Genomic DNA, 22,007 nt, shown 5'->3' on the forward strand with positions numbered 1-22,007 from the left:
TGCACCCCGACCACCTTGCCAGGAGGCTGCCATGCCCCGCCACCGTGAACTGAAAATCACCCTCAAGCCGTTGCAGTTGATCCTGTGCGTTGCCTTGGGCCTGTGGCTGGGCGCCGTGGCCATTGCCGTGAGCCTGTGGCTGGCCCAGCAATGGTGGCCACAGCAGGTACAACCTCTGGCCCAGGCTGCAGCACCCAACGCGTACCGCCCCGCCGCACCACCTGCGCCGGCTGCGGCCCAGGATACCCAGGCCGAAGTGTTCGAGCGCTACAAGGACATCCTGCACAAGCAGGAACTGCAACAGGCCGCCGACGCCGCCCAGGGCAACCCGCGCAACCTGAACAGCCCCAAGTGCCAGTTCTGGCTGCAGCAGAACCGTACCGCCCCCACCGACAAAAGCCAGGCCAACGTGCTGGAGTTCTGTTACTGACCATGAACAAGCCCCACCTGCTGGCGCTGATCGTCGCCACCCTCGAGCACGACCTGGATGTGCTGACCCGCGCAGCGCAAACCGCCTACGAGGCCGCCACCGCCGAGGAGAACATTGCCGAGAACAAATACGACACCCTGGGCCTGGAGGCCTCGTACCTGGCCACCGGCCAGGCCCGCCGCAGCGGGGAAATCCGCCAGGCGCTGTTGATTTACCAGCAACTGCTACTGCGTGACTACGACCCGGCGCGCGGGGTGCAGGTGAGCAACCTGGTGACGCTGGAGGATGAGCTTGGTGGGCAACGCCGGCTATTGCTCGGGCCAGAAGCCGCTGGGTTGAAAATTGGCGAGGGGGATGGGCTGGTGACAGTCATTACCCCACGCTCGCCGTTGGGGCAGCAGTTGATGGGCAAGAAGATCGATGACGAGGTGAATCTGGGCCAGCAGTTATTGTTCATTGTTGATGTTGCCTGACCCGGCCCCTTCGCGCCTGGCCTAACGCGGTCATTGCACGAGCGCATCAACCCAGGAAAAGTGCTGCAACGTCAAAGGGCCTGCAAAGCATCGAACCGCACCGCCAACCCCTGCTCGGCAAACTGCTCCACGACAAAATCGATGAACGCCCGGGTCTTGCCCGGCATCAGCTTGTGCTCGGCGAAATACAGGCTGATATGCCCATCATCCACGTACCAGTCCGGCAACACCCGCCGCAGCCGGCCTGCCTGAAGGTACGGCACGGCAAACGGCAAGCTCACCAGGGCAATACCCAGCCCCTGCTCGGCCACCGCGCAAGCCGCGTCCGAATCGCTCATGGTCATCGCCTGGCGCAATTGCAGTGGCTGCTGCGCCTGCCAGCGACTGGTCAGCGGCCATGAGCGCACCCGCCCGGTCTGCGGTGAACGAATCAGAATACCCTCATGGCGGTGCAGCACCTGCGGGTCGTCGATTGGCGCGTGCTGCTGCAGATAGGCCGGTGCCGCCACCAGCACCCGGTGCGCCGGGGTCAGCTTGCGCGCCACCACGCCTGGCGGCAGTTCGAAACCACCGCCAATCGCGGCATCGAAGCCTTGGCCAATCAGGTCGACCTGGCGGTTGTCGAAATGCCAATCCGGGGTAATCGCCGGGTAGCGGCGCAAGAATTCGCTCAGCAACGGCAGCACGTACAAACGCCCGAACACCGTGCCCATGCTCACCCGCAGCAACCCGGCCGGCTGGCCTTCGGCGCTGGCCAGGTTGGCCACGGCGTACTGGATAGTGCGGAAGCTGTCGCTGACCTCGCCAAGAAAACGCTGCCCTGCTTCAGTCAAGGTCAGCTTGCGGGTACTACGCTGGAACAACCGCACACCCAGACGCGCTTCCAATTGGGCAACATGCTTGCCCACAGCAGCCGGGGTAATGCTCAGGCGCCTGGCCGCCTCGGCAAAACTGCCGACTTCGGCACTGCGGATGAAGCATTCCAACGCGTTGAACGATTCCACGGCCATGATTAGCAACCCAAGGTTTACTCTGCTGATAGTGATTGCCATCTTATCAGCAGGTAATCAAGCGCCGATACTTTGCCCATCCAAGGCATTTCGGCCTGGCTTCCAGCAGGAGATCAGCATGTCCAAGCAACTTTCACTCGAAGGCAAAGTGGCCCTGGTTCAGGGCGGTTCCCGCGGTATTGGTGCGGCCATCGTACGGCGCCTGGCCCGCGAAGGCGCGCACGTGGCCTTCACCTATGTCAGCTCTGCCGGCCCGGCAGAAGAACTGGCCCGCGAAATCAGCGAAAACGGTGGCAAAGCCCTGGCCCTGCGGGCCGACAGCGCCGATGCAGCGGCCGTGCAACTGGCAGTGGATGACGCCGTGAAGGCCTTCGGCAGGCTGGATATCCTGGTCAACAACGCCGGCGTGCTGGCGGTGGCCCCGCTGGCCGAATTCGACCTGGCCGACTTCGACCGCATGCTGGCGGTGAACGTACGCAGTGTGTTCGTCGCCAGCCAGGCCGCCGCACGCTACATGGGCCAGGGTGGGCGCATCATCAACATTGGCAGCACCAATGCCGAGCGCATGCCGTTTGCCGGCGGTGCGCCGTACGCCATGAGCAAGTCTGCGCTGGTTGGCCTGACCCGCGGCATGGCGCGTGACCTCGGGCCGCAGGGCATTACCGTGAACAACGTACAACCGGGGCCAGTGGACACCGACATGAACCCGGCCAGCGGCGAGTTTGCCGAGAGCCTGATCCCGTTGATGGCGATCGGCCGGTATGGCGAGCCAGAGGAAATTGCCAGCTTCGTGGCTTACCTGGCGGGGCCTGAAGCCGGGTACATCACCGGGGCCAGCCTGACGGTGGACGGTGGGTTTGCAGCCTGATTGAAGGTTTGCCTGTTCCGGCGAGAACACCGGAACAGGTTCAACCATTCCCAGCACCCAGACGCTGTTCCATCACCTCCAGAAAAGCCCGAGCAGCAGGCGTCGGGCTGCAGGACCACACGGCATACAGGTGCCGCACCGGCGCATCCACCACCCGCGCCAGCGCCACACCTTCAAAGCCCTGGGCCACGCGCTCCGGCACCAAACCCACCGCCATGCCCCGCTGCACGAACTTCTCCACCAGGCGCACATGACCGATCTCGAACTGCACCCGACGCTGCAACCCCGCCGCCTGAAACGCCTCATCGGTCTGCCGTCGCGCTCCGGTGCCTTCAGGGAAGTCCACCAGCACTTCGCCCGCCAGGTCAGCCAGCGCCAGCTGCCCCCTGCCCGCCAGCCAATGCCGCAACGGCAACAACGCCACCAGTTCCTCCCTGGCCAGCAAACGATGCTGCACGCCCTGCACCACCTCGCCCTGCCACAGGCCTATGAAGCCCACGTCCAGGCGCCGCTCGAGCACATCGGCGATCAGCAATTCACTCTTGGCCGTCAGCCAGCGTACATCCACGTCCGGGTAACGGTCGTGGAACACCGCCAACAGGTCGACCAGGTCCAGCGCGGTGAGCGAGCTGATTTCGCCAATCGCCAACCGCCCGCGTACCTGGCCGCAGGCCGCCGCCACGTCATCGGCAATGCGCCCAGCCGCTTCCACCGCCGGTCGGGCACTGAGCACAAAGGCCTCACCTGCCGGCGTCAGGCGTACCCGCCGCGAACTACGCTCGAACAGGCTCACGCCCAGCTGAGCCTCCAGCCGCGCCACCTGATGGCTGAGAGCGGACTGCACCACATGGCAGCGCTCGGCGGCGCGAGTAAAACTGCCGGTGTCGGCCACGGCAAGGGCGTATTCGAGCTGCTTGAGGTTCATCGATCTATCTGATTTCAAGATTGATAAGTTGAAAACTATACATTGGTGTCATGACAGACACTTCCTGATAATCACCCCAACACAACTGCCCGCCACGAGAACCGCATGCACACCCCCACTCTCAGCCGCGCCCTGATCCTGCTGATGGCTACTGCCACCGGCCTGGCCGTGGCCAGCAACTACTACGCCCAACCGCTGCTGCACAGCATCGCCCAGCAGTTTGGCTTGAGCACCGCCAGCGCCGGCAGCATCGTGATTGCCGCGCAGCTCAGCTATGGCGCCGGCCTGTTGCTGCTGGCACCGCTGGGCGACCTGTTCGAGCAGCGCCGGCTGATCACCGTGATGACCGTTATTTCCACCCTGGGCCTGGTCATCAGCGCCTGTGCGCCAAGCCTGCCCTGGCTGATCCTTGGCACAGCGCTGACCGGGCTGTTCTCGGTGGTGGCGCAGATCCTCGTGCCGATGGCCGCGACCCTGAGCGAGCCGCATCAGCGAGGGCGCGCGGTCGGCACGCTGATGAGCGGCCTGCTGCTGGGTATTCTGCTGGCGCGTACCGCTGCCGGCTTCATGGCCGAGTTGGGCGGCTGGCGCAGCATCTACGTGCTGGCCGCCGTGCTGATGGCGATCACCGCCGTGGCGCTGTACCGCAGCCTGCCGCAACACCACAGCCATGCCGGGCTGAAGTACCCGGCGCTGATCGGCTCGGTGTTCCGCCTGTTTCTTGAAGAGCCGGTACTGCGCCTGCGCTCGTTGCTCGGCCTGCTGTCGTTCAGCCTGTTCGCGCTGTTCTGGACACCGCTGGCATTTTTGCTGGCTAAAGGCCCCTACCATTATTCAGATGCGGTTATCGGCCTGTTCGGCCTGGCCGGCGCAGCGGGTGCGTTGTCGGCCAATTGGGCCGGGCGCCTGGCCGACCGTGGCAAGGGCTCGCTGGGCACCACCGTCGGCCTGGTGGTATTGCTGCTGGCGTGGCTGCCGCTGGGCTTCGCCGAGCAGTCGTTGCTGGCCTTGCTGCTGGGCGTGCTGATGCTCGACCTGGCGGTGCAACTGGTGCACGTGAGCAACCAAAATGCGGTGATCGCCCTGCGGCCCGAAGCGCGCACGCGGCTCAATGCCGGGTACATCACCTGCTACTTCATTGGCGGGGCACTGGGGTCGTTACTGGGTACACAGTTGTTCCAGCGCCAAGGCTGGATGGGCATTGTGGTCGCAGGGTTGGTCATTGGCGGGCTGGCGTTGTTGGCGTGGGGGCTGGCCGAGCGCAAGCGCAAGAAAACCCTGCCACTGGCATGAAACGTTTCAATCAGCCATGGCGACAAAGCACCGCACGACCCTCCGTCGCATGGCCGTTGACTTGCCTGCCTGGGCAGCGCTCAGTAGGCGCTGGAAAATGCCCTTTCCCTGACAGGACGACTTTATGACAAGACTCACGGTGCAATCCGGCGATTTCTTGCAAGGTGAAGGCGAGTATCGCAACGGATCGCTCACACTCAAGACTCCGCGCAGCCCCTCCCCCGGCGAGCGGATTTCCCTGGCCCGCATCAGCGACTTGCGGCTGGCCAGCCTGGAACCGAGCCGCAGCCTGGGCAGCGCCTTGGGCTGGGGCGTGGCCGGCGCCCTGGTGGCAGGGCCAGTGGGGCTGCTGGCCGGGCTGTGGCTGGGTGGCAAGGAAGAGGAAGCGACCTTCCTGGCCACCTTCAAGGATGGGCGAAAGCTCTTGGCCATCACCGATGGCAAGACCTGGTCGAAAATCGATGACAACTGGCGGCAGCACAAGCGGCCGACCGGTACAGGTTGAATTTCGCGGGGCCCCGATCGTTCTCTGTTGAAGGCGGCTGTTAAGATGCCGCCTTTTTCATGGTCGGAGCCCCCGCATGCCCTCGCGTCACCCCCGCCTGCCCCTGAGCCTGCTCAGCCTGGGCCTGGCCCTGCAGTGCCAAAATGTGCTTGCCGAAGACAGCGTGGTGCTGGCCCCACTGCAGGTCTCCGACACCTACGCCAATGACGGCTACCAGGCACGCCAGGCCGCTGTGAGCGGCTTCCAGCCTGCGCCGTTGCTCGATACACCGGCCTCTGTCAGCGTGTTCAGCCAGCCACTGCTGGAAGACCGCCAGGTGCGCATGCTCAGCGAGGTGCTGCAAAGCGACGCCTCGGTCGGCGAAAGCTATGCGCCCATCGGCTACTACGAGAACTTCAATGTACGCGGCTTCGAACTGAATGCCGCCAGCAGCTATCGCATCAATGGCCAGACCATCGCTGGCGAGCAGAACGTGGCCCTGGAGAACAAGCAACAGGTGGAGCTGCTCAAGGGCCTGTCCGGGCTGCAGAGCGGCGTTTCAGAACCGGGCGGCCTGATCAACTATGTGACCAAGCGCGCCGAAGAGGTACGCAGCCTTACGGTGTCTACCAACGAACAAGGCGAACGCTACCTGGCCACCGACCTGGGCGGTTGGTTCGGCAGCGAAAAGCAGTTCGGCCTGCGCGCCAACCTGGCCCACGAAGATATCCGCTCCTACGTCGACCACGCCGACGGCAAGCGCGACTTCGCTTCGTTGGCATTCGACTGGCAGATCAACCCAGATGCCACCCTGCAGCTGGATGCCGAGTACCAGCACCGCGAACAACGCTCGGTGCCGGGTTACCAACTGCTCGGCGGCACTGAAGTGCCCCATGGCATCGACCCGGATGATCGCCTGGCCTACCAGCACTGGGCAAAGCCTGTGCAAAGCGACTCGCTGAACCTTGCTGGGCGCTTCGAGTACCGTTTCGACGAGGCCTGGACCGGCACCTTGAGCGCCTCGCGCAGCAAGGTGGTGATCGACGACTACAGCGCGTTTGCCTGGGGCTCGAGCGAAGGCGCGTTTTTCGGCAGTAATGGTGACTATGACATCTACGACTTCCGCAGCCCCGACGACACCCGCCGCACCGACGAGGCGCAGGCCATGCTCAACGGGCGGTTCGATGCGCTGGGTGTGGGGCATGAGTTGACCATGGGTGCCAGCGCGCAGCGGCGCACACTGGATCAGCGGCCCAGCTATATGGAATGGGTCGGCACAGGCAACATCCATACCGGTGCGCCCGCCTTTGACCCCTCCGACAATCCCATCAAGTCTAGCGAGCGCCGCCTCGATAGCCGCCAGTACGGCCTGTTCATCAGCGACCGGATCAGCTTCAACGAACAATGGCAGACTGTGCTGGGCGCCCGAGAAGTGCGCCTGGATGAAAAGACCTGGGACGAAAACGGCCTTGCCGGGCGCCACACCCGTCAATACGAGCTGCTGCCCAACGCCGCGATCATCTTCAAACCGCAGCCCAATACCACGGTATATGCCAGCTACGCCAAAGGCCTGTCAGCGGGCGGTACTGCCCCCTGGTTCGCCGAGAACACGTTCGAGAACCTTGCGCCGACAACCTCCCACCAGCTGGAACTGGGCCTCAAGCACGACTGGCAGGGCCTGAGTTTCAGTGCCGCGCTGTTCCAGATCCGCCAGGCTTACCAGTACGCGCGCCCTGACGGTGCCGGCCACTTCACTTACGTGCAGCAAGGCCAGCAAAAAAACACCGGCCTGGAACTGGGCGCCAGCGGCTGGGTGACCTCGAACTTGCAGTTGCAGGCCAGCGCAGCCGCCATTCGCGCACGGGTGCAGAACAGCGGTACCGAGGCTTATGAAGGGCACCAGGCGATCAACGTGCCAAAATTCCGAGCAGCGATGCACGCGGAATATTCGCTGCCGGTTCCGGGGCTGGCGCTGTTGGGCGGGGCGCGGTACAGCGCCAGCAAGTACGCGAGCCAGGCGGGGAATGTGGAGGTTGGCGGGTATACCGTGTTCGATCTCGGCAGCCGCTACCGTACCCGTATTGGTGGGTATGACACGGTGCTGCGGTTGACCGTGGATAACCTGTTCGACAAGCGCTATTGGCGCGATGTGGGGGATTATCTGGGGGATAACTACCTGTTCCAGGGCGCGCCACGTACCGCCCGGCTTTCGGCTTCGGTCAGTTTCTAAGCTTTTGGGGCTGCTTTGCGGCCCACTCTGAAATTGACGCGATCCCTGTGGGAGCGGCCTTGTGTCGCGATGGGCTGCGCAGCAGCCCTAATGGCCCTGAAAACAAAAAGCCCCCGAGCTTTTCAGCGCGGGGGCTCTTCGTAGAATGTGGCGGTGAAGAAGGGATTTGAACCCTTGATACGATTTCTCGTATACACACTTTCCAGGCGTGCTCCTTCGACCACTCGGACACTTCACCGTTTCTCTTCAAGCCGTGCGGCCCGTCGAGGTGCGCTAATTTAGTGAAAGACATTCCCTTTGGCAAGCACTTTTTTCAAATTTTTCATGTATTTGCATTTGAGGCGCGGTGAACGCTGACCGACCAGTCAGCCTTGCTGCTTTACCTGGCCTCTGGCGCTGGGTAACGTCGTCGCCACGCCAACAAAAGGACTCTGCCATGAGCGAGCTGATTACCTACCACGCCGAAGACGGCATCGCCACCCTGACCCTGAACAACGGCAAGGTCAACGCCATCTCGCCGGACGTCATCACTGCCTTCAACGCAGCGCTGGACCGCGCCACCGAAGAGCGTGCGGTGGTGATCATCACCGGGCAGCCGGGCATTCTGTCGGGCGGTTACGACCTCAAGGTGATGACCAGCGGGCCGAAAGAGGCCATCGGCCTGGTCACTGCCGGCTCCACCCTGGCCCGCCGCTTGCTGTCGCACCCGTTCCCAGTCGTGGTCGCCTGCCCAGGCAATGCCGTGGCCAAAGGTGCCTTCCTGCTGCTGTCAGCCGACTACCGCATTGGCGTGGAAGGCCCGTACAAGGTGTGCCTGAACGAAGTGCAGATCGGCATGACCATGCACCATGCTGGCATTGAACTGGCTCGCGACCGCCTGCGCCGCTCGGCCTTCCACCGCTCGGTGATCAATGCCGAAGTGTTTGACCCACAGGGTGCGGTGGATGCCGGCTTCCTCGACAAGGTCGTGCCGGCCGAGCAGTTGCAGGACGCGGCGTTGGCCGCCGCGCGGGAACTGAAGAAGCTGAACATGCTGGCGCACAAGAACACCAAGCTGAAAGTGCGCAAAGGGCTGCTGGAGGCGCTGGACAAGGCAATCGAGCTGGACCAGCACCATATGGGCTGACCGCACCGGCCCCTTTCGCGGGTAAACCCGCGAAAGGGGCCTACGCCAAGGTTTGCCCCAGCCAGTGCACATCCGTACACTCCCCGGCGACTGTCTGGTGTGAGCCGTACCATGCTTTATTCATTGCGCATGCTTTTGCTGGCGCTGCATTTTCTTGCCGTTGGCGCCGTGGGCCTGCTCATTGGCCTGTGCCGCCCGTTCAACCCCGACAACAGCCGCCTGTTCGCCCACCTCTACAGCTTGCCGGCCACCTGGCTGATGCGCATCAAGGTCAAGGCCGAGGTCGGCCCGCTGTGGGACCAACCGCCCGGCTGTGTGATCGTTGCCAACCACCAGTCCAACTTCGACCTGTTCGTACTGGGCCAGGTGGTGCCGCAACGCACCGTGGCCATCGGCAAGAAAAGCCTGGGCTGGATCCCGCTGTTCGGCCAGCTGTTCTGGCTGGGCGGCAACGTGCTGATAGACCGCAAGAATGCCTACCAGGCACGCAAGGCCATGCAGAAAACCACCCGTGTTCTGCAGAACGACACCTCGATCTGGATTTTCCCCGAAGGCACCCGCAATGCCGGTGAGCGTTTGCTGGCGTTCAAGAAAGGCGCGTTTCACATGGCCATCGAGGCCGGTGTGCCGATCGTGCCGGTATGCGTCAGCCGCTATGCCGGGCGCCTGAGCCTGAACAGCTGGCACCCACGCACGGTGATCGTGCGCTCGCTGCCACCGATTGCCACGGCGGGCATGACCCTGCAGGACCTGCCGCAACTGATCGAGCAGTGTCGGGGGCAGATGCAGCAGTGCATTGACCGCATGGAAAACGAGCTGGCCTGATCCGGGTTGCTCTTGAGCCGGGTACAGACCAAGCTGTACCCGTGTTCAACCGGAATAAGCGGACAACCATGGGGCGAGTCGTGGCATCGGCGGTGTACAGCGCCGGCAGAAAGGTCACCAACATCAGCATCGACGAAGGCAGCGAGTGGGCCCGCAAGCCGGGGCATTTCGTGTGGATCGGCCTGGAAGAGCCCAACGCCGAGGAACTGGCCAACTTGCAGTGCCAGTTCAACCTGCACGAACTGGCCATCGAAGATGCCCTGGAAAAGCACAGCCGGCCCAAGCTTGAAACCTTCGGCGACGCGCTGTTCATCGTCACCTATTCGCCAGTGCGCCACGAGGGCAAGCTGGAGTTCATCGAAACCCATATCTTCGCTGGCAACGGCTATATCATCACCTGCCGCAACGGCCACTCCAAATCCTACGCCATGGTTCGCCAGCGCTGCGAGGCGCGGCCATTGCTGCTGGAGCACGGCGAAGACTTCGTGCTGTATGCCCTGCTCGACTTCGTGACCGAGAACTACCAGCCGGTCAGCGAGGCCATTCATGGCGAGATCGAAGAGCTGGAGCAAAGCGTGCTGGGTGGTTCGCTGCAGGAGGATGACATCCGTCGCCTGCACAGCCTGCGCCGCGATATCCTGCGCCTGCGCCGCTACGTGGCACCGATGGTGGAAGTGAGCGAAGAACTGCAGCGGCTGAACTTCCCATTCATCGACAAGAACATGCGCCCGTACTTCCGTGATGTGCAGATCCATGTGACGCGGCAGATGGAAGACCTGGCCGGCATCCGCGACATCGCCAGCCAGACCATCGAGATCGGCATGCTGCTGGAGTCGTCACGGCAGAGCATCGTGCAGCGCAAGTTCGCAGCCTGGGCAGCGATCCTGGCGTTCCCCACGGCCATTGCCGGGGTTTACGGAATGAACTTCCAGAATATGCCGGAGCTGAGCTGGCACTATGGGTACTTTGCGGTGCTAGGGGTGATAGCGGCGGGGTGCACGGGGTTGTATGCCAGTTTCAAGAAGTCGGGCTGGCTTTGAAATTGTCGGGGCCGCGTCGCGGCCCCTTTGCCATCATGCAGCGGTATCTTTGCTCGCCGACTGCTGGATAAAGCGCAGCATCCACTCCCCCACCAGGTCGCCCTGGTGCTCGGTGGCCAGGCTGGCCACAGCCTTGTGGTACACCTCGTCCCCCAGGTAGTCCTGGCGCGCATCGAGCAGCGCGCGGGAGTAGTCATGCACGAATTCCGGGTGGCCCTGGAAGCACAGCACCTGGTCGCGAATGTGGTACGCCGCGTTCGGGCAGAAATCGCTTGAGGCAATCACCGTCGCGCCTTCCGGCAGCTCGGTCACCTGGTCCTGGTGGCTGATCAGCAAGGTCAGCTCCGACACCTCCGGGTCCATCCACGGCGCATGCGCCGCCAGCGAGTAGCGATGGATGCCCACGCCCCAGCCTTTCTCGGCCCGCTCGGCCTTGCCACCCAGGGTCAAGGCCAGCAACTGATGGCCAAAACACACACCCAGCAGCTTCTCACCGCGCTCGTACAACTTGAGCAGGTAGGCCTTGAGGGTTTGGATCCACGGGTCGGTTCCGAACGAATCGGCTTTGCTGCCCGTCACAAGGTAGGCATCGAACACTTCGTTGTCGGCGGGGTAGTCGCCGTTCATCACGTTATACACACGGAATTCGGCGGCGATCGGCTGACGCGAGAAGAGCTGCTCGAACATCCTGCCGTAGCCCTGATACTGCGCGGTCAACTCCGGTCGCAGGACATCGGTTTCAAGGATGCAGACGCGTAACGACATAGGGGTAGTCCTGAACGACATGGGTGGGAATCTGCTGTAGAGACTGACGCGAAAGGCACGTACAAGCAAGTAGGCTGCACTGACGAACGGTCACATTTCGTCGGTGCGCCGCTGGCACTTGCGCCACCGTCTAGCCAGAGCATGCCAGCCAGCTGGCACATGGCCTCATAGCAAAACGAAATCATTGAATCTGGCCATTAGAACAAAGGGTTCTCAAACATGGATGACGCACACCCTACTGTTGGTTGTATATCCACGTTCAAGAGGCAAGCAGTTCAGGCGCCACACAACGCTACTGCGATCGACCCGAAACGCGACAAGGAAGCCAACGGGTATTCAGGAATAACAACAAGAAGGCGGTCCGCCATGTTCAGACAATCGAAACTTCGCCAAGCTGGGCTTATTCTCTTCGCCACGACTTTGCTGCTGATCCTGCCGAACCTCACACGTTTGTTCGGCTGAGTGCAGCGGTGGCGGCAATGGCCAGCGCACAGGTAACCTGCTGACCTCGATGGTCGGAGATTGCCCATGCGCCACTGCCTTGCCCTGTTAGCGTTGCTCCTGAGCCTGCCACTGTCGGCGGCGCAACTGCACCTTGAACTGGGCGTCAATACGCGCCAGTGGAGCAGCGCCGAACTGCTTGACCACCCGCAAACCCGGGATATCAGCATTGAGCAGGATGTTTCCTATAAACGCCCTATGCGCTACCGGGCAGTGCCGCTGGCCACGCTGTTGGAGGGCGTGATCGCAAGCGATCACCTGCAGGCCGTGGCGCTGGATGGATTTGCCGCCGAGATGCCCGCTGCGCCACTGCTGCAGCAAGGGCCGGCACGGGCCTGGCTGGCCGTGGAGGACCCCGGCAAGCCGTGGCCGCCACTGGGCCAGGGCAAGCCAAGCGCGGGGCCGTTCTACCTGGTGTGGACTGCACCAGAGGCCAGCGGCATCCGGCCGGAACAGTGGCCGTTTCAGGTGTCCACTCTGCGCAAACTGGCCCCGGTGGAACAGCGTTTTCCCGCATTGCTGCCCGACCCGAAGCTGCCAGCCGACAACCCTGTGCGTCAGGGCTTTGCGTTGTTTCAGCAGAACTGCCTGGCATGCCACCGGCTGAACGGCGCGGGGGACGCGCAGGTGGGGCCGGATTTGAATGTGCCGCACAACCCGACCGAGTATTTTCAACCCGCCTATCTACGCAAGTTGATACGTGACCCGCAGAGCCTGCGACGGTGGCCGCAGGCGAAAATGCCTGGGTTTGCCGAGAGTGTTTTGAGCGAGCAGGAGTTGGATGCGCTGTTGGCCTATTTGGGGCATATGGCTGGGCGCAGGCCCTGAAGGCGGTGCGTGCTTCTTCGCAGGCAAGCCCGCGAAGAAGGCAACACAATACGTTCAGGCAATGGGCCGCTCTTGCTTGACGCCCCAACCTTCCACCTCTCCCCCATAAGGTGTCACCAGCTGCTCGAATGCCTCTTCGAAGTCACCGATCCCACCATGGGTGGCGTACATGACCTTGCTCAGTTCCAGGTGCCAGGCACCGTCACCCAGTTCCTTCACCTGGGCATTGAGCGATTCCCCGCGAAACTGCCCAGCCGCACGGCGGGCCCCTGTTTCATCCGGGAAAACGGCGTAGAACTCGATGGGGTGGACCTGGGTGAAGTCGAAACCGCCTGCTTTCATCTGGCGCAGGACGTTGCTGCTGATATCGTCGTTCTGGCTGCTCATGAATCGTCCTCCTGAATAAAGCAATGGATAGACTTTCCGTGCACTACGCACCTGCCGGCAGCGGCCGGGCAGTTCGAGCTGATGCAAGACGCGAATTGATGCAGTGCCCACCCACAGATCAGGCAAGCACCTTCCACCAGCGTAGTGCCTGCAAGAGCACCACGCAAACGTGTGGCTCAGAGCGCTTCGTGGATGCTGGTGATGGTCACGCCGCTATGCTCCTTGAGCCAGCGGGCGGTCGGGGAAATGGTGCGGTCCTGGAAGTCGTTGAGGTCCAGCTCGTCCATCACCGGAAACAGGTACGAACGAATGGCCCGCGCGGCGTCCTCTTCGCTGGGACAGTGCTCGGCCCGCAGCGTCATGGTGGACGGTTCGCCTTTCTGATCGGCAAAGATGACTTCCCACTCTTTCATTGAACGAGCCCTCTCAATTCAAGAACACCAGTTGGGTGATGCCTGAATAAGTGACCTTGGGGCTGAAGGAATGTTCAGTCCGCTTTAACCGCGAATGGGCCGCATAGCGGCCCGGTTTACGGCCTTACTTAGGTGTGCCGTGCACGACACCGGCGGTGTTATCCAGCAGGCTCTTGGTCGCGGTCTGGATATACGCTTCCAGCTTCTTGAGCATTTCCGGCTGGTCTGGGCTTTCGATCAACTCGGCCTTGAACTCGCTGCCCAGCTGGTAGCGGTACATGCGCGGGGACATGTCCTTGGACTCGATCAGGATGCGGTCGCCCTGCACCAGGCCGACGATCTGTTCGCTGCCAGACGGTTTGATCATGCCAACGCCCTGGTCGCCCTCAGGCAGGTTGAGCAGGTCACGGCCCCAGCACTGATGACGGGTCTGGCCGCCCAGGCGGCCCATGATGGTCGGCACAATGTCGACCTGGGTACCCACCGTGTGGTTGACCGCACCAAACTTCTCCTGAATGCCCGGGGCAATCAGCAGCAGCGGTACGTTGAACCGGCCAAGGTCCAGCTCGGTGACCTGCTGGTGGTTGCCAAAGCCATGGTCGCCGACGATGACGAACAGGGTGTCCTTGAAGTAAGGCTCTTTACGCGCCTTCTCGAAGAACTGGCCCAGCGCCCAGTCCGAATAGCGCATGGCGGTCAAGTGCTCGTCCAGGCGGCCCTGGCCAGTCACCTTCTCTACCGGCAGGTCTTTGGGCAGCGCATAGGGCGTGTGGTTGGACAGCGTCTGCAGCAGCGCGTAGATCGGCTTCTTGCCGTCGTGCTTGGCCAGCTCCTCGTTGCCGCGGTCGAACATGTCCTGGTCAGACACACCCCAGGTCGGGTCGGAGAACACCGGGTTCACGAAGTCGTTACGGCCGATGAAGGTGGTCATGCCCTGGTTACCGAAGAAACCGGACTGGTTGTCCCAGGCAAAGTCGCCGTTGTAGACGTACACGTCGTCGTAATCACGGGCGCTGAGCAAGGCCGGCAGGCCAGACAGCTTGTGGCCGCCTTCCGGGGTCTGCATCAGGTATTCGAAACCTGGCAGGTTGGGGAAGCAGGCCATGGTGGCGAACATGCCCTGGTGGGTATGGGTGCCATTGGAGAAGAAGCGGTCGAACAGCAGGCCCTCTTTGGCCAGCTTGTCGAAGTACGGGGTAATGTTGTTGGGGCTGCCCAGCGCGCCTACCGAGTGGCCGGCGAAGCTTTCCATCAGGATCACCACCACATTCTTGATCGGCAGGGTGCGCTCAGCCGGCGGCACGAAGTCGCGGCGGATGGCTGCCTCGTCGGCATCGACCAAGGTGTCGTTGGCGGTCAGCAGTTGCTCGCGCACGCTTTGCGTGGCCACGTTCTGCTCCAGCACCGGCTTCCAGATATTGGCGCGGTCCTCGCCGAAGCGGCTCTTGGCAGCGTCGATCAGGGTCAGGGTGCCGTTCAGGCCCAGCTGGTTGACGAAGTTGGAGTCGGTGGTGAAGGCATCCCCCCAGCGCATCGGTGGGCCCTGGCGCAGGGTGCCACGGGCAGCGACCACGGCCACCAGCAAAATCACCATGAACACCGCCACGCGCTTGTACCACGGCGCCACGCGCTGCAGGCCATCGCCACGGGTCGCTCGGTCGATACCTTTGAACAGCAGGCTCAGCAGCCAAGTGCCGAAGGCCCAGGCCAGCAGGTAGCGCACCACCGGGAAACCGTACCAGAGCATGCTCATGACGGTTTTCGGGTCTTCCTTGATGTACTGGAACACCAGGCCGTTCAGGCGCTGGTGGAACTCGCGGTAGAAGTCCATTTCCATCAGGCCGAGGAACATCACCACGCTCGAGGCGAGGGTCAGCCAGAAACGGAACACGCCGCGCCGCGCCATGGCCCAAGGGCTGAGGATGGCCAGCAGCAGCGGAATGCTGATGTACACCACCACCCGCAGGTCGAAGCGCAAGCCGTTGACGAAGCCTTCGGCGACGGTCGAATAAGGGGTCTCGCCGATCATGTCGCTGTTGTAGACCAGCAGCGCCAGGCGCACGAGGCTGAGCATCAGCATGATCACCAGGCCGCTGAGCAGCGTGTAGGCCAGGTGGGATTTCAGGGTCGGCGAAAGCGACGTTCGCGCGCCCTGTTGCTTCAAGGCGTCCGTGTTAGCCATGAATGGGAAGGTCCTAGGATTGCGGTTTGCGAAGAGGCGGTGGCGCTAGACCAACGCAGCATTGTGCGGGTGCGGATTCTGTTTAAACCAATGTGAAAATTTTGTCACGGCCCCATTACCGCTTATGTCTGTTTCACCGCACCCGCAGCGAGCAACTCACATGGCTCAGATCCGCACATTCCCCCGCGGCCCGGCAATCGCCCAGATCACCAGCCCTACCACCGGCAGCAGGGCAATGAGCAGTATCCACAACACCTTGATGCCCACCTCGCTGCCACTCTTGATCACATTGAGGATGGCCCAGATGTCCAGCGCCAGAATGATCAGCCCGACCAGGCTGTTGAATGTAGACCCCATGCCTAAACTCCTGTCCAGAGGCTTTGCTGCACAGCATAGTCAGCTATCGCGCCAATAGAAGGGAATCCTTGGCGATTGGCGCAGGTCCCTGAGTAGACTGCTAGTATTCATTGATTCGAGGTTCGCATGCCCCCCGCCCATAGCCAAAGCGCCGCTCCCTCCTCACTGCTGCACGCCTGGCGCCAGCAGGTTACCAGTACCCCTTGGCTCAGCGCCGGCCTGGGGCTGAGCCTGCTGGCCGTGTGCGTGCTGCTGGCCGCCAGCTTCTGGAACGCAGTGAACGGCGACCATGCCGACAACCTGCACCTGGCCGTACTGGGCGGGCTGTCCGGTTTTGGCGCCACCGCGCTGGGCGCGGTGCTGGCGGTGGTGCTGCGCGATGTCAGCGCGCGTACCCAGGACGTGATGCTGGGCTTTGCCGCCGGCATGATGCTGGCCGCCAGCTCGTTTTCGTTGATTCTGCCGGGCCTGGACGCTGCCCGCGAGATCACCGGCAACGGCCCGGCTGCGGCGTTTACCGTCGTGTTGGGCATGGGCCTGGGGGTGCTGCTGATGCTGGGCCTGGACCGTTTCACCCCACATGAACACGAAAGCACCGGCCCGTGCGGCCCCGAAGCCGAGCGCATCAGCCGAGTCTGGTTGTTCGTGCTGGCGATTACCCTGCATAACCTGCCTGAAGGCATGGCGATTGGCGTGAGCTTTGCCAACGGCGATATGAACATCGGCCTGCCGCTGACCAGCGCCATTGCCATCCAGGACATCCCCGAGGGGCTGGCCGTGGCGTTGGCCTTGCGTGCCACGGGCCTGTCGAACCTGAAGGCCGCGCTGGTGGCGATAGGGTCGGGGCTGATGGAGCCGCTGGGGGCGGTGATCGGGCTGGGGATCTCGACCGGCTTTGCCCTCGCCTACCCCATCAGCATGGGGCTGGCGGCGGGGGCCATGATCTTTGTGGTAAGCCACGAGGTGATTCCCGAAACCCACCGCAACGGGCACCAGACAGCAGCGACCCTGGGGTTGATGGGTGGGTTTGCGGTGATGATGTTCCTGGATACCGCATTAGGCTGAGGCTAAACACCGGCCTGTAGGAGCGGCCTTGCGTCGCGATGGGGCGCGAAGCGGCCCCAGCATTTTCAGCTTCGCCGCATAAAATGCCGGGGCCGCTTCGCGGCCCTTTCGCGACACAAGGCCGCTCCTACAAGGAACCGCGCCAGGCTTTAGATGTGTACGGCGACTTTCAGGGCTTCCAAGGCCGGCTCGACCTTGATGCCCAGCTCTGCTCCCAGCTCCAGCACCCGCGCCAGGTCGTTCTGCCCCACCATCACCATCTGCAGTTCGTCGTCCAGCAGTTGGCTGAAGTTCAGCAGCACATAACCACCGGCCTCCTTGTTCAGCGCGCCCATCTGCACCTGGATGCGATTGAGCGCGGTCAGTGGCTCGGTACGGGCCAGCTGCTTGGGCTTGAGGGTAAACGGCACGCTGTTGTCGAACGAATCGCTGATCTGCTGGAACAGGTCCTGATAGCTGTCGGCCTGGAACACCACGGTGTCCGGCAGGCTGCCCAGCACCACCCATTCGCCCAGCGGGATCGGGAAGCTGTCGTCGTAATTGATATCAGGGTTGGCGGCCAGGAAGGCGACAGGGTCGGCGTAGGCCTCGGCGGCCTCGGCGGCGATGCGCTCGATGTCTGCCTCGCGCATGCAGCCGGCGCCAATGAGGCTGATGAATTCGAGCAACTGAGTTTTCATGAAAGGGGGCCTGCGACGGGTGAAAAGTCGCCAAGGATAGCCGCAAATGCCCCCAGGCGGTTAGCCGGCCAGCGCTTGCAGGCGTGCGGCGGCGTCCACCGCGCCCATGGTCTGGGCCGCCATCAGCGCCGTGGCGCCGCGTGCATCCTGGCGCGCCGGGTCGGCGCCCTGGGCCAACAAGTAGTCGATGATTTCGCTGCGGTTGAACATGGCTGCCAACATCAGCGCGGTACGCCCATCCTGCGCGGCGGCATCCACTGGCACACCGTGCTCAAGCAACAGGCGAATCATCGCCAGATCCCCCTTGAACGCTGCACCGGCAATAGGCAGTTGGCCGTTGTCGTTGGCAATCAATGGGTCGGCACCTTGCGCCAGCAACACGCGCACCGCGTCATGCTGGCCATGGTAACTGGCCAGCATCAGCAGGGTGTCGCCCTTGTGGTTGCGCAGGTTGGGCGGCAGGCCACTGGCAAGCAGGCGCCCGAGCATGTCGGCGTCGCCCTGACGGGCACGTTCGAACACCTGCTCGGCGAATGCAGCGGCTTCGTCATCGTTCATGGTGGCGGGTGCGGTTTGGCTGGACATCGGGAACCTCCTGGCATATTTGATTGCCCAAGTTTTCGTCAGGCATGCCATTGCGGTCAAAGGTTCAGATTCTATAGGGCCGATAGGCAAATCCCGATCCGTGCAAAATGCACTGTGCAAAATGCACGACCATGCAGCCTGCACGATGCCGCTTCCGTAAATAACCCGTAAGAGCCTGTATTTACTGGGCTTTTCGCTAATCAGCGTTCTGGCACGGTCACTGCAACCATCAACTCACGTCTGCCCTACAACAGCCAGGAGTTGATATGGACCTCATCCAGCAAAAGTTCGTTTCGGTATTTTCGGCCTATCAGGTGAATACCCAAGCCCGCCCCGATGGCGGTGTGCTGCTTACCCTGCGCGCGGCGGATGGCAAGGTTACCCGCCGGGTGCTGACCTATGGGCAACTGCACAGTGCCGAACAGCTGTCCTGGGCGATCAGTGCCATCCGTCGCGACTTGGCCGAGCAGGCCAGTGAGTTGCCGGTGATTACCATGCTGCAGAGCCAACAGCGGTTTGCCTTGCCGACCTACCGTTGAATTTGAAACTGCCTGACATGGCCTCTTCGCGGGCTTGCCCGCAAAGAGGTCGGTAGGGCCACTACAGTTCGTCAATCCCCAAAAACGCCCGTGCAGCCACATCCCCGGTGAACCGCGCCTGCACGCCCTGCTCGCTGCCGTACAAGCGCAACGCCAGGCAAAACGGCGTGTCGCCCAGCTCAACCCAGCGGCGCGTCCCCGCCGGTATCACAAGCTGGTCACCTTTCTCGCACAGCACCGAATACACCCAGCCGCCCAACCGCAGGCCCACCTGCGCACGCCCTCCGACCACGGCAAACACCTCGTCGGCGTCATGCACATGCTCATCGCGCACATCGACCTGTACCGGGTCCTCACCGTCACGGTTCAACAGCACGAACGCCTTGCTGCCATGCCCCGTCATCAACTGGTCCAGGTATACACGGCAAGCGCCCAGCACCTCATCCTGGGCCGTACCGGGGCGCACCCGCAGGCCATGCTCGGCATGGGCAAAGCGCACTCCGTGCTCGGCCAATGTGGCAGCGATGTCATCGTGGTGAGTCAGCACCTTGTTCGGCAGTGCCGGGCTGTCGGGGTGGAAAACGCTGAGAATACTCATCAGGGGCGGGTCCTGGTCGATTGCGAACGAAGGGCAATGATAACGGCTGCGGCCAAGGCTGCGGCACTGGCCATACCAAAGGTGAAGGTGGGGCCCAACAGCTTCCAGCTGTAGCCTGAGTACAACGCCCCCAGCGCACCGCCGGTACCCGACAGCGCCGCGTACAGCGCCTGGCCCTGGCCCTGCTGACGGGCGCCGAAGCTGGCCTGCACAAAGGCAATGCTGGCGGCATGGAAGCAGCCGAAAGTGGCCGCATGCAGCAACTGGGCGAATATCAGCACGGCCGGCTCACCTGCCAGATTGCCCAGCAACAACCAGCGTATGGCCGCCAGCAGGAAGCTGGCCAGCAACACCCGCTGCACGCTGAAACGGGCGAACAGGCGGCTCATGACCATGAACATCAGCACCTCGGCCACTACCCCCAGCGCCCACAACAGGCCAATGGCACCGCGCGTGTAGCCCAGGTGCTCCAGGTGCAGGGTAAGGAACGTGTAATACGGCCCGTGGCTGAGCTGCATCAACGCCACGCAGGCGTAGAACGCCATCACCCCCGGGGCACGCAACTGCTGCAGGAAGCCACCCGCGCCGCTGCGCTCGCCCTGCTCCAGCGGCTGGGCATTGGGTACCCACAGGCTGGCGGCGACGATGCCAGCCATGATCGTGACCAGCGCCACCGGGTAGATATCCAGGCTCAGCCATTCGAACAAGCGGCCCAGGCCAACTACCGTGAGAATGAAGCCAATCGAGCCCCACAGGCGCACCTGGCTGTAGCGCGACGTTTGCCCGTGCAGGTGGGCCAGGGTGATGACTTCGAACTGCGGCAGCACCGCATGCCAGAAGAACGCGTGCAGGGCCATCACCAGTGCCAGCCAGGCGTAGCTTTTGCCGAAGAAGATCAGGGCGAAGGTGGCCAGTGTCGACAACGCGCCCAACCGCACGATCAACAACCGCTGGCCGGTACGGTCGCCCAGCCAGCCCCACAGGTTGGGGGCGATGCAGCGCATCAGCATGGGGATGGCCACCAGCTCGCCGATGCGTGCCGGGGAAAAACCCAGGTGGTCGAAGTACAGCGCCAGGAAGGGGGCGGTGGAGCCTAGCAGGGCGAAGTAGAACAGGTAGAAGCTGGACAAGCGCCAGTAGGGGATGGGCTGCATGAGATAGCCTTGTGGCGACCTGCATCGGCCTCTTCGCGGCGGTTAGACGCCGCGAGGAGGCCGGCACGGGTGGATCAGAGCTGGCCCAGCACCGGGGTATTCACCTTCACATCGGCATTTTGCGCGCGGTGGCGCAGCAGGTGGTCCATCAGCGCGATGGCCATCATCGCCTCGGCGATCGGCGTGGCACGGATGCCCACGCACGGGTCGTGGCGGCCTTTGGTGATGACGTCCACCGGGTTGCCGTCGATATCGATCGAGCGGCCTGGGGTGGTGATGCTGGAAGTGGGTTTCAACGCCAGGTGGGCAACGATCGGCTGGCCCGAGGAGATGCCACCCAGGATGCCGCCAGCGTTGTTGCTGAGGAAGCCTTGCGGGGTCAGCTCGTCACGGTGTTCGGTGCCGCGCTGGGCAACGCTGGCGAAACCGGCGCCGATTTCCACACCTTTGACCGCGTTGATGCTCATCAGTGCATGGGCCAGTTCCGCGTCCAGGCGGTCGAAGATCGGCTCACCCAGGCCAGGCATGACACCTTCGGCGACCACGGTGATCTTGGCGCCCACCGAGTCCTGGTCACGGCGCAACTGGTCCATGTAGGCCTCAAGCTCTGGCACTTTGTCCGGGTCGGGGCTGAAGAAGGCGTTCTGCTCCACCGATTCCCAGGTTTTGAACGGGATTTCGATCGGGCCCAGCTGGCTCATGTAGCCGCGCACGGTGATGCCCTGGCTGGCCAGGTACTTCTTGGCGATAGCACCGGCCGCCACGCGCATGGCGGTTTCACGGGCCGAGCTGCGGCCACCGCCACGGTAGTCGCGAACGCCGTACTTGTGATGGTAGGTGTAGTCGGCGTGGGCCGGGCGGAACAGGTCCTTGATGGCCGAGTAGTCCTTGGACTTCTGGTCGGTGTTGCGGATCAGCAGGCCGATCGAGCAGCCGGTGGTGCGGCCTTCGAACACGCCGGAGAGGATTTCCACCTCGTCGGCTTCCTGGCGCTGGGTGGTGTGACGGCTGGTGCCGGGCTTGCGCCGGTCGAGGTCGTGCTGCAGGTCGGCGAGGGAAATTTCCAGGCCCGGTGGGCATCCATCGACAATGGCGACCAACGCCGGACCATGGCTCTCGCCAGCGGTGGTGACAGTGAACAGCTTGCCGTAGGTATTGCCGGACATGGACGCTCCGCGAGATCTGCCTGAAATGGACGAAAAGCAGGCAGTATACAGATGGATGGGTTGTCTGTGCTGGCCTTCGAACC

25 protein-coding genes and 1 tRNA gene are annotated in these 22,007 nt (G+C 62.9%); 13 read left to right on the forward strand and 13 right to left on the reverse strand.

What is annotated here, in order from left to right; all coding sequences use genetic code 11:
• The first annotated feature begins 31 nt into the window (after positions 1–31).
• Together Q9451_RS23430 and Q9451_RS23435 are read left to right on the forward strand one after the other, a co-directional pair.
• Positions 32–430, forward strand: a complete 399-nt coding sequence (locus tag Q9451_RS23430) for a hypothetical protein (RefSeq protein WP_012271107.1) — start codon at positions 32–34, stop codon at positions 428–430.
• Positions 431–432: 2 nt separating this feature from the next.
• Positions 433–903 carry a GreA/GreB family elongation factor gene (locus tag Q9451_RS23435; protein ID WP_012271106.1) on the forward strand — a complete coding sequence of 157 codons (471 nt, stop codon included), beginning with the start codon at positions 433–435 and terminating at the stop codon, positions 901–903.
• Positions 904–974: 71 nt separating this feature from the next.
• Here the strand turns inward: Q9451_RS23435 and Q9451_RS23440 are convergent, their stop codons facing one another.
• Complete coding sequence (locus Q9451_RS23440) at positions 975–1,913, reverse strand: LysR family transcriptional regulator (protein ID WP_012271105.1); 939 nt, start codon at positions 1,911–1,913, stop codon at positions 975–977.
• A 118-nt stretch (positions 1,914–2,031) separates the two neighbouring features.
• On the opposite strand from Q9451_RS23440, the gene Q9451_RS23445 reads away from it, so the two are divergent.
• On the forward strand, positions 2,032–2,781 hold the full coding sequence (locus Q9451_RS23445; RefSeq protein ID WP_012271104.1) for a 3-oxoacyl-ACP reductase family protein: 750 nt from the start codon (positions 2,032–2,034) through the stop codon (positions 2,779–2,781).
• A 40-nt stretch (positions 2,782–2,821) separates the two neighbouring features.
• On the opposite strand, the gene Q9451_RS23450 is transcribed toward Q9451_RS23445, so the two are convergent.
• Positions 2,822–3,706, reverse strand: a complete 885-nt coding sequence (locus tag Q9451_RS23450) for a LysR family transcriptional regulator (protein ID WP_012271103.1) — start codon at positions 3,704–3,706, stop codon at positions 2,822–2,824.
• A gap of 105 nt (positions 3,707–3,811) precedes the next feature.
• Between Q9451_RS23450 and Q9451_RS23455 the strand changes: the two genes are divergently transcribed.
• The 3 genes from Q9451_RS23455 (at position 3,812) to Q9451_RS23465 (ending at position 7,713) form a co-directional block, all read left to right on the forward strand.
• Complete coding sequence (locus tag Q9451_RS23455) at positions 3,812–4,999, forward strand: MFS transporter (protein WP_012271102.1); 1,188 nt, start codon at positions 3,812–3,814, stop codon at positions 4,997–4,999.
• A gap of 124 nt (positions 5,000–5,123) precedes the next feature.
• Positions 5,124–5,504, forward strand: a complete 381-nt coding sequence (locus Q9451_RS23460; protein ID WP_012271101.1) for a hypothetical protein — start codon at positions 5,124–5,126, stop codon at positions 5,502–5,504.
• Between the two features lie 76 nt (positions 5,505–5,580).
• On the forward strand, positions 5,581–7,713 hold the full coding sequence (locus Q9451_RS23465) for a TonB-dependent siderophore receptor (RefSeq protein WP_012271100.1): 2,133 nt from the start codon (positions 5,581–5,583) through the stop codon (positions 7,711–7,713).
• Between the two features lie 148 nt (positions 7,714–7,861).
• Here Q9451_RS23465 and Q9451_RS23470 read toward each other — a convergent pair.
• Positions 7,862–7,951: transfer RNA gene (locus tag Q9451_RS23470), tRNA-Ser, on the reverse strand.
• A 198-nt stretch (positions 7,952–8,149) separates the two neighbouring features.
• Here Q9451_RS23470 and Q9451_RS23475 point away from each other — a divergent pair.
• The 3 genes from Q9451_RS23475 to Q9451_RS23485 all read left to right on the forward strand — a co-directional run bounded on the left by Q9451_RS23475 (position 8,150) and on the right by Q9451_RS23485 (position 10,704).
• Positions 8,150–8,839, forward strand: coding sequence for a crotonase/enoyl-CoA hydratase family protein (locus Q9451_RS23475; protein WP_012271099.1), 690 nt, complete (start codon positions 8,150–8,152; stop codon positions 8,837–8,839).
• Between the two features lie 111 nt (positions 8,840–8,950).
• The gene (locus Q9451_RS23480; protein WP_012271098.1) at positions 8,951–9,664 is read left to right on the forward strand and encodes a 1-acylglycerol-3-phosphate O-acyltransferase; all 714 of its coding nucleotides are present in this window, start codon (positions 8,951–8,953) and stop codon (positions 9,662–9,664) included.
• Between the two features lie 68 nt (positions 9,665–9,732).
• A complete protein-coding gene (locus Q9451_RS23485) occupies positions 9,733–10,704 on the forward strand; it encodes a magnesium and cobalt transport protein CorA (RefSeq protein WP_012271097.1) in 972 nt (323 codons plus the stop codon).
• A gap of 33 nt (positions 10,705–10,737) precedes the next feature.
• Here the strand turns inward: Q9451_RS23485 and Q9451_RS23490 are convergent, their stop codons facing one another.
• Complete coding sequence (locus Q9451_RS23490) at positions 10,738–11,469, reverse strand: amidotransferase (RefSeq protein ID WP_012271096.1); 732 nt, start codon at positions 11,467–11,469, stop codon at positions 10,738–10,740.
• Positions 11,470–11,688: 219 nt separating this feature from the next.
• Between Q9451_RS23490 and Q9451_RS23495 the strand changes: the two genes are divergently transcribed.
• Both Q9451_RS23495 and Q9451_RS23500 read left to right on the forward strand, forming a co-directional pair.
• Positions 11,689–11,931, forward strand: coding sequence for a hypothetical protein (locus tag Q9451_RS23495; RefSeq protein ID WP_141729030.1), 243 nt, complete (start codon positions 11,689–11,691; stop codon positions 11,929–11,931).
• 66 nt (positions 11,932–11,997) lie between these two features.
• Positions 11,998–12,798 (forward strand): cytochrome c, encoded by an 801-nt coding sequence (locus tag Q9451_RS23500; protein ID WP_012271095.1) that lies wholly within the window; start codon positions 11,998–12,000, stop codon positions 12,796–12,798.
• Between the two features lie 54 nt (positions 12,799–12,852).
• Here the strand turns inward: Q9451_RS23500 and Q9451_RS23505 are convergent, their stop codons facing one another.
• The 4 genes from Q9451_RS23505 to Q9451_RS23520 form a co-directional block, all read right to left on the reverse strand.
• The gene (locus Q9451_RS23505; protein ID WP_012271094.1) at positions 12,853–13,185 is read right to left on the reverse strand and encodes a ribonuclease E inhibitor RraB; all 333 of its coding nucleotides are present in this window, start codon (positions 13,183–13,185) and stop codon (positions 12,853–12,855) included.
• Between the two features lie 176 nt (positions 13,186–13,361).
• A complete protein-coding gene (locus Q9451_RS23510; protein WP_012271093.1) occupies positions 13,362–13,598 on the reverse strand; it encodes a hypothetical protein in 237 nt (78 codons plus the stop codon).
• A gap of 124 nt (positions 13,599–13,722) precedes the next feature.
• Positions 13,723–15,780 carry an LTA synthase family protein gene (locus tag Q9451_RS23515; protein WP_012271092.1) on the reverse strand — a complete coding sequence of 686 codons (2,058 nt, stop codon included), beginning with the start codon at positions 15,778–15,780 and terminating at the stop codon, positions 13,723–13,725.
• 165 nt (positions 15,781–15,945) lie between these two features.
• Positions 15,946–16,137, reverse strand: a complete 192-nt coding sequence (locus Q9451_RS23520; RefSeq protein WP_012271091.1) for a PLDc N-terminal domain-containing protein — start codon at positions 16,135–16,137, stop codon at positions 15,946–15,948.
• A 126-nt stretch (positions 16,138–16,263) separates the two neighbouring features.
• On the opposite strand from Q9451_RS23520, the gene Q9451_RS23525 reads away from it, so the two are divergent.
• Complete coding sequence (locus tag Q9451_RS23525) at positions 16,264–17,202, forward strand: ZIP family metal transporter (protein ID WP_012271090.1); 939 nt, start codon at positions 16,264–16,266, stop codon at positions 17,200–17,202.
• Positions 17,203–17,351: 149 nt separating this feature from the next.
• Here the strand turns inward: Q9451_RS23525 and Q9451_RS23530 are convergent, their stop codons facing one another.
• Positions 17,352–17,882, reverse strand: a complete 531-nt coding sequence (locus Q9451_RS23530) for a hypothetical protein (protein ID WP_012271089.1) — start codon at positions 17,880–17,882, stop codon at positions 17,352–17,354.
• A gap of 60 nt (positions 17,883–17,942) precedes the next feature.
• The gene (locus Q9451_RS23535; protein ID WP_012271088.1) at positions 17,943–18,467 is read right to left on the reverse strand and encodes an ankyrin repeat domain-containing protein; all 525 of its coding nucleotides are present in this window, start codon (positions 18,465–18,467) and stop codon (positions 17,943–17,945) included.
• Between the two features lie 266 nt (positions 18,468–18,733).
• On the opposite strand from Q9451_RS23535, the gene Q9451_RS23540 reads away from it, so the two are divergent.
• A complete protein-coding gene (locus Q9451_RS23540; protein WP_012271087.1) occupies positions 18,734–19,006 on the forward strand; it encodes a DUF3509 domain-containing protein in 273 nt (90 codons plus the stop codon).
• 61 nt (positions 19,007–19,067) lie between these two features.
• Here Q9451_RS23540 and Q9451_RS23545 read toward each other — a convergent pair whose 3' ends face one another.
• The 3 genes from Q9451_RS23545 to aroC form a co-directional block, all read right to left on the reverse strand.
• Positions 19,068–19,604 carry an oxidase gene (locus Q9451_RS23545; protein ID WP_012271086.1) on the reverse strand — a complete coding sequence of 179 codons (537 nt, stop codon included), beginning with the start codon at positions 19,602–19,604 and terminating at the stop codon, positions 19,068–19,070.
• On the reverse strand, positions 19,604–20,758 hold the full coding sequence (locus Q9451_RS23550) for an MFS transporter (protein WP_012271085.1): 1,155 nt from the start codon (positions 20,756–20,758) through the stop codon (positions 19,604–19,606). Before Q9451_RS23550 ends, Q9451_RS23545 begins: the two co-directional genes overlap by 1 nt.
• A gap of 74 nt (positions 20,759–20,832) precedes the next feature.
• Positions 20,833–21,924: a chorismate synthase gene (gene aroC / locus Q9451_RS23555; RefSeq protein WP_012271084.1), complete on the reverse strand. Its 1,092-nt coding sequence runs from the start codon at positions 21,922–21,924 to the stop codon at positions 20,833–20,835.
• Positions 21,925–22,007 lie beyond the last annotated feature (83 nt).

This window comes from Pseudomonas sp. NY8896 (assembly GCF_039634505.1).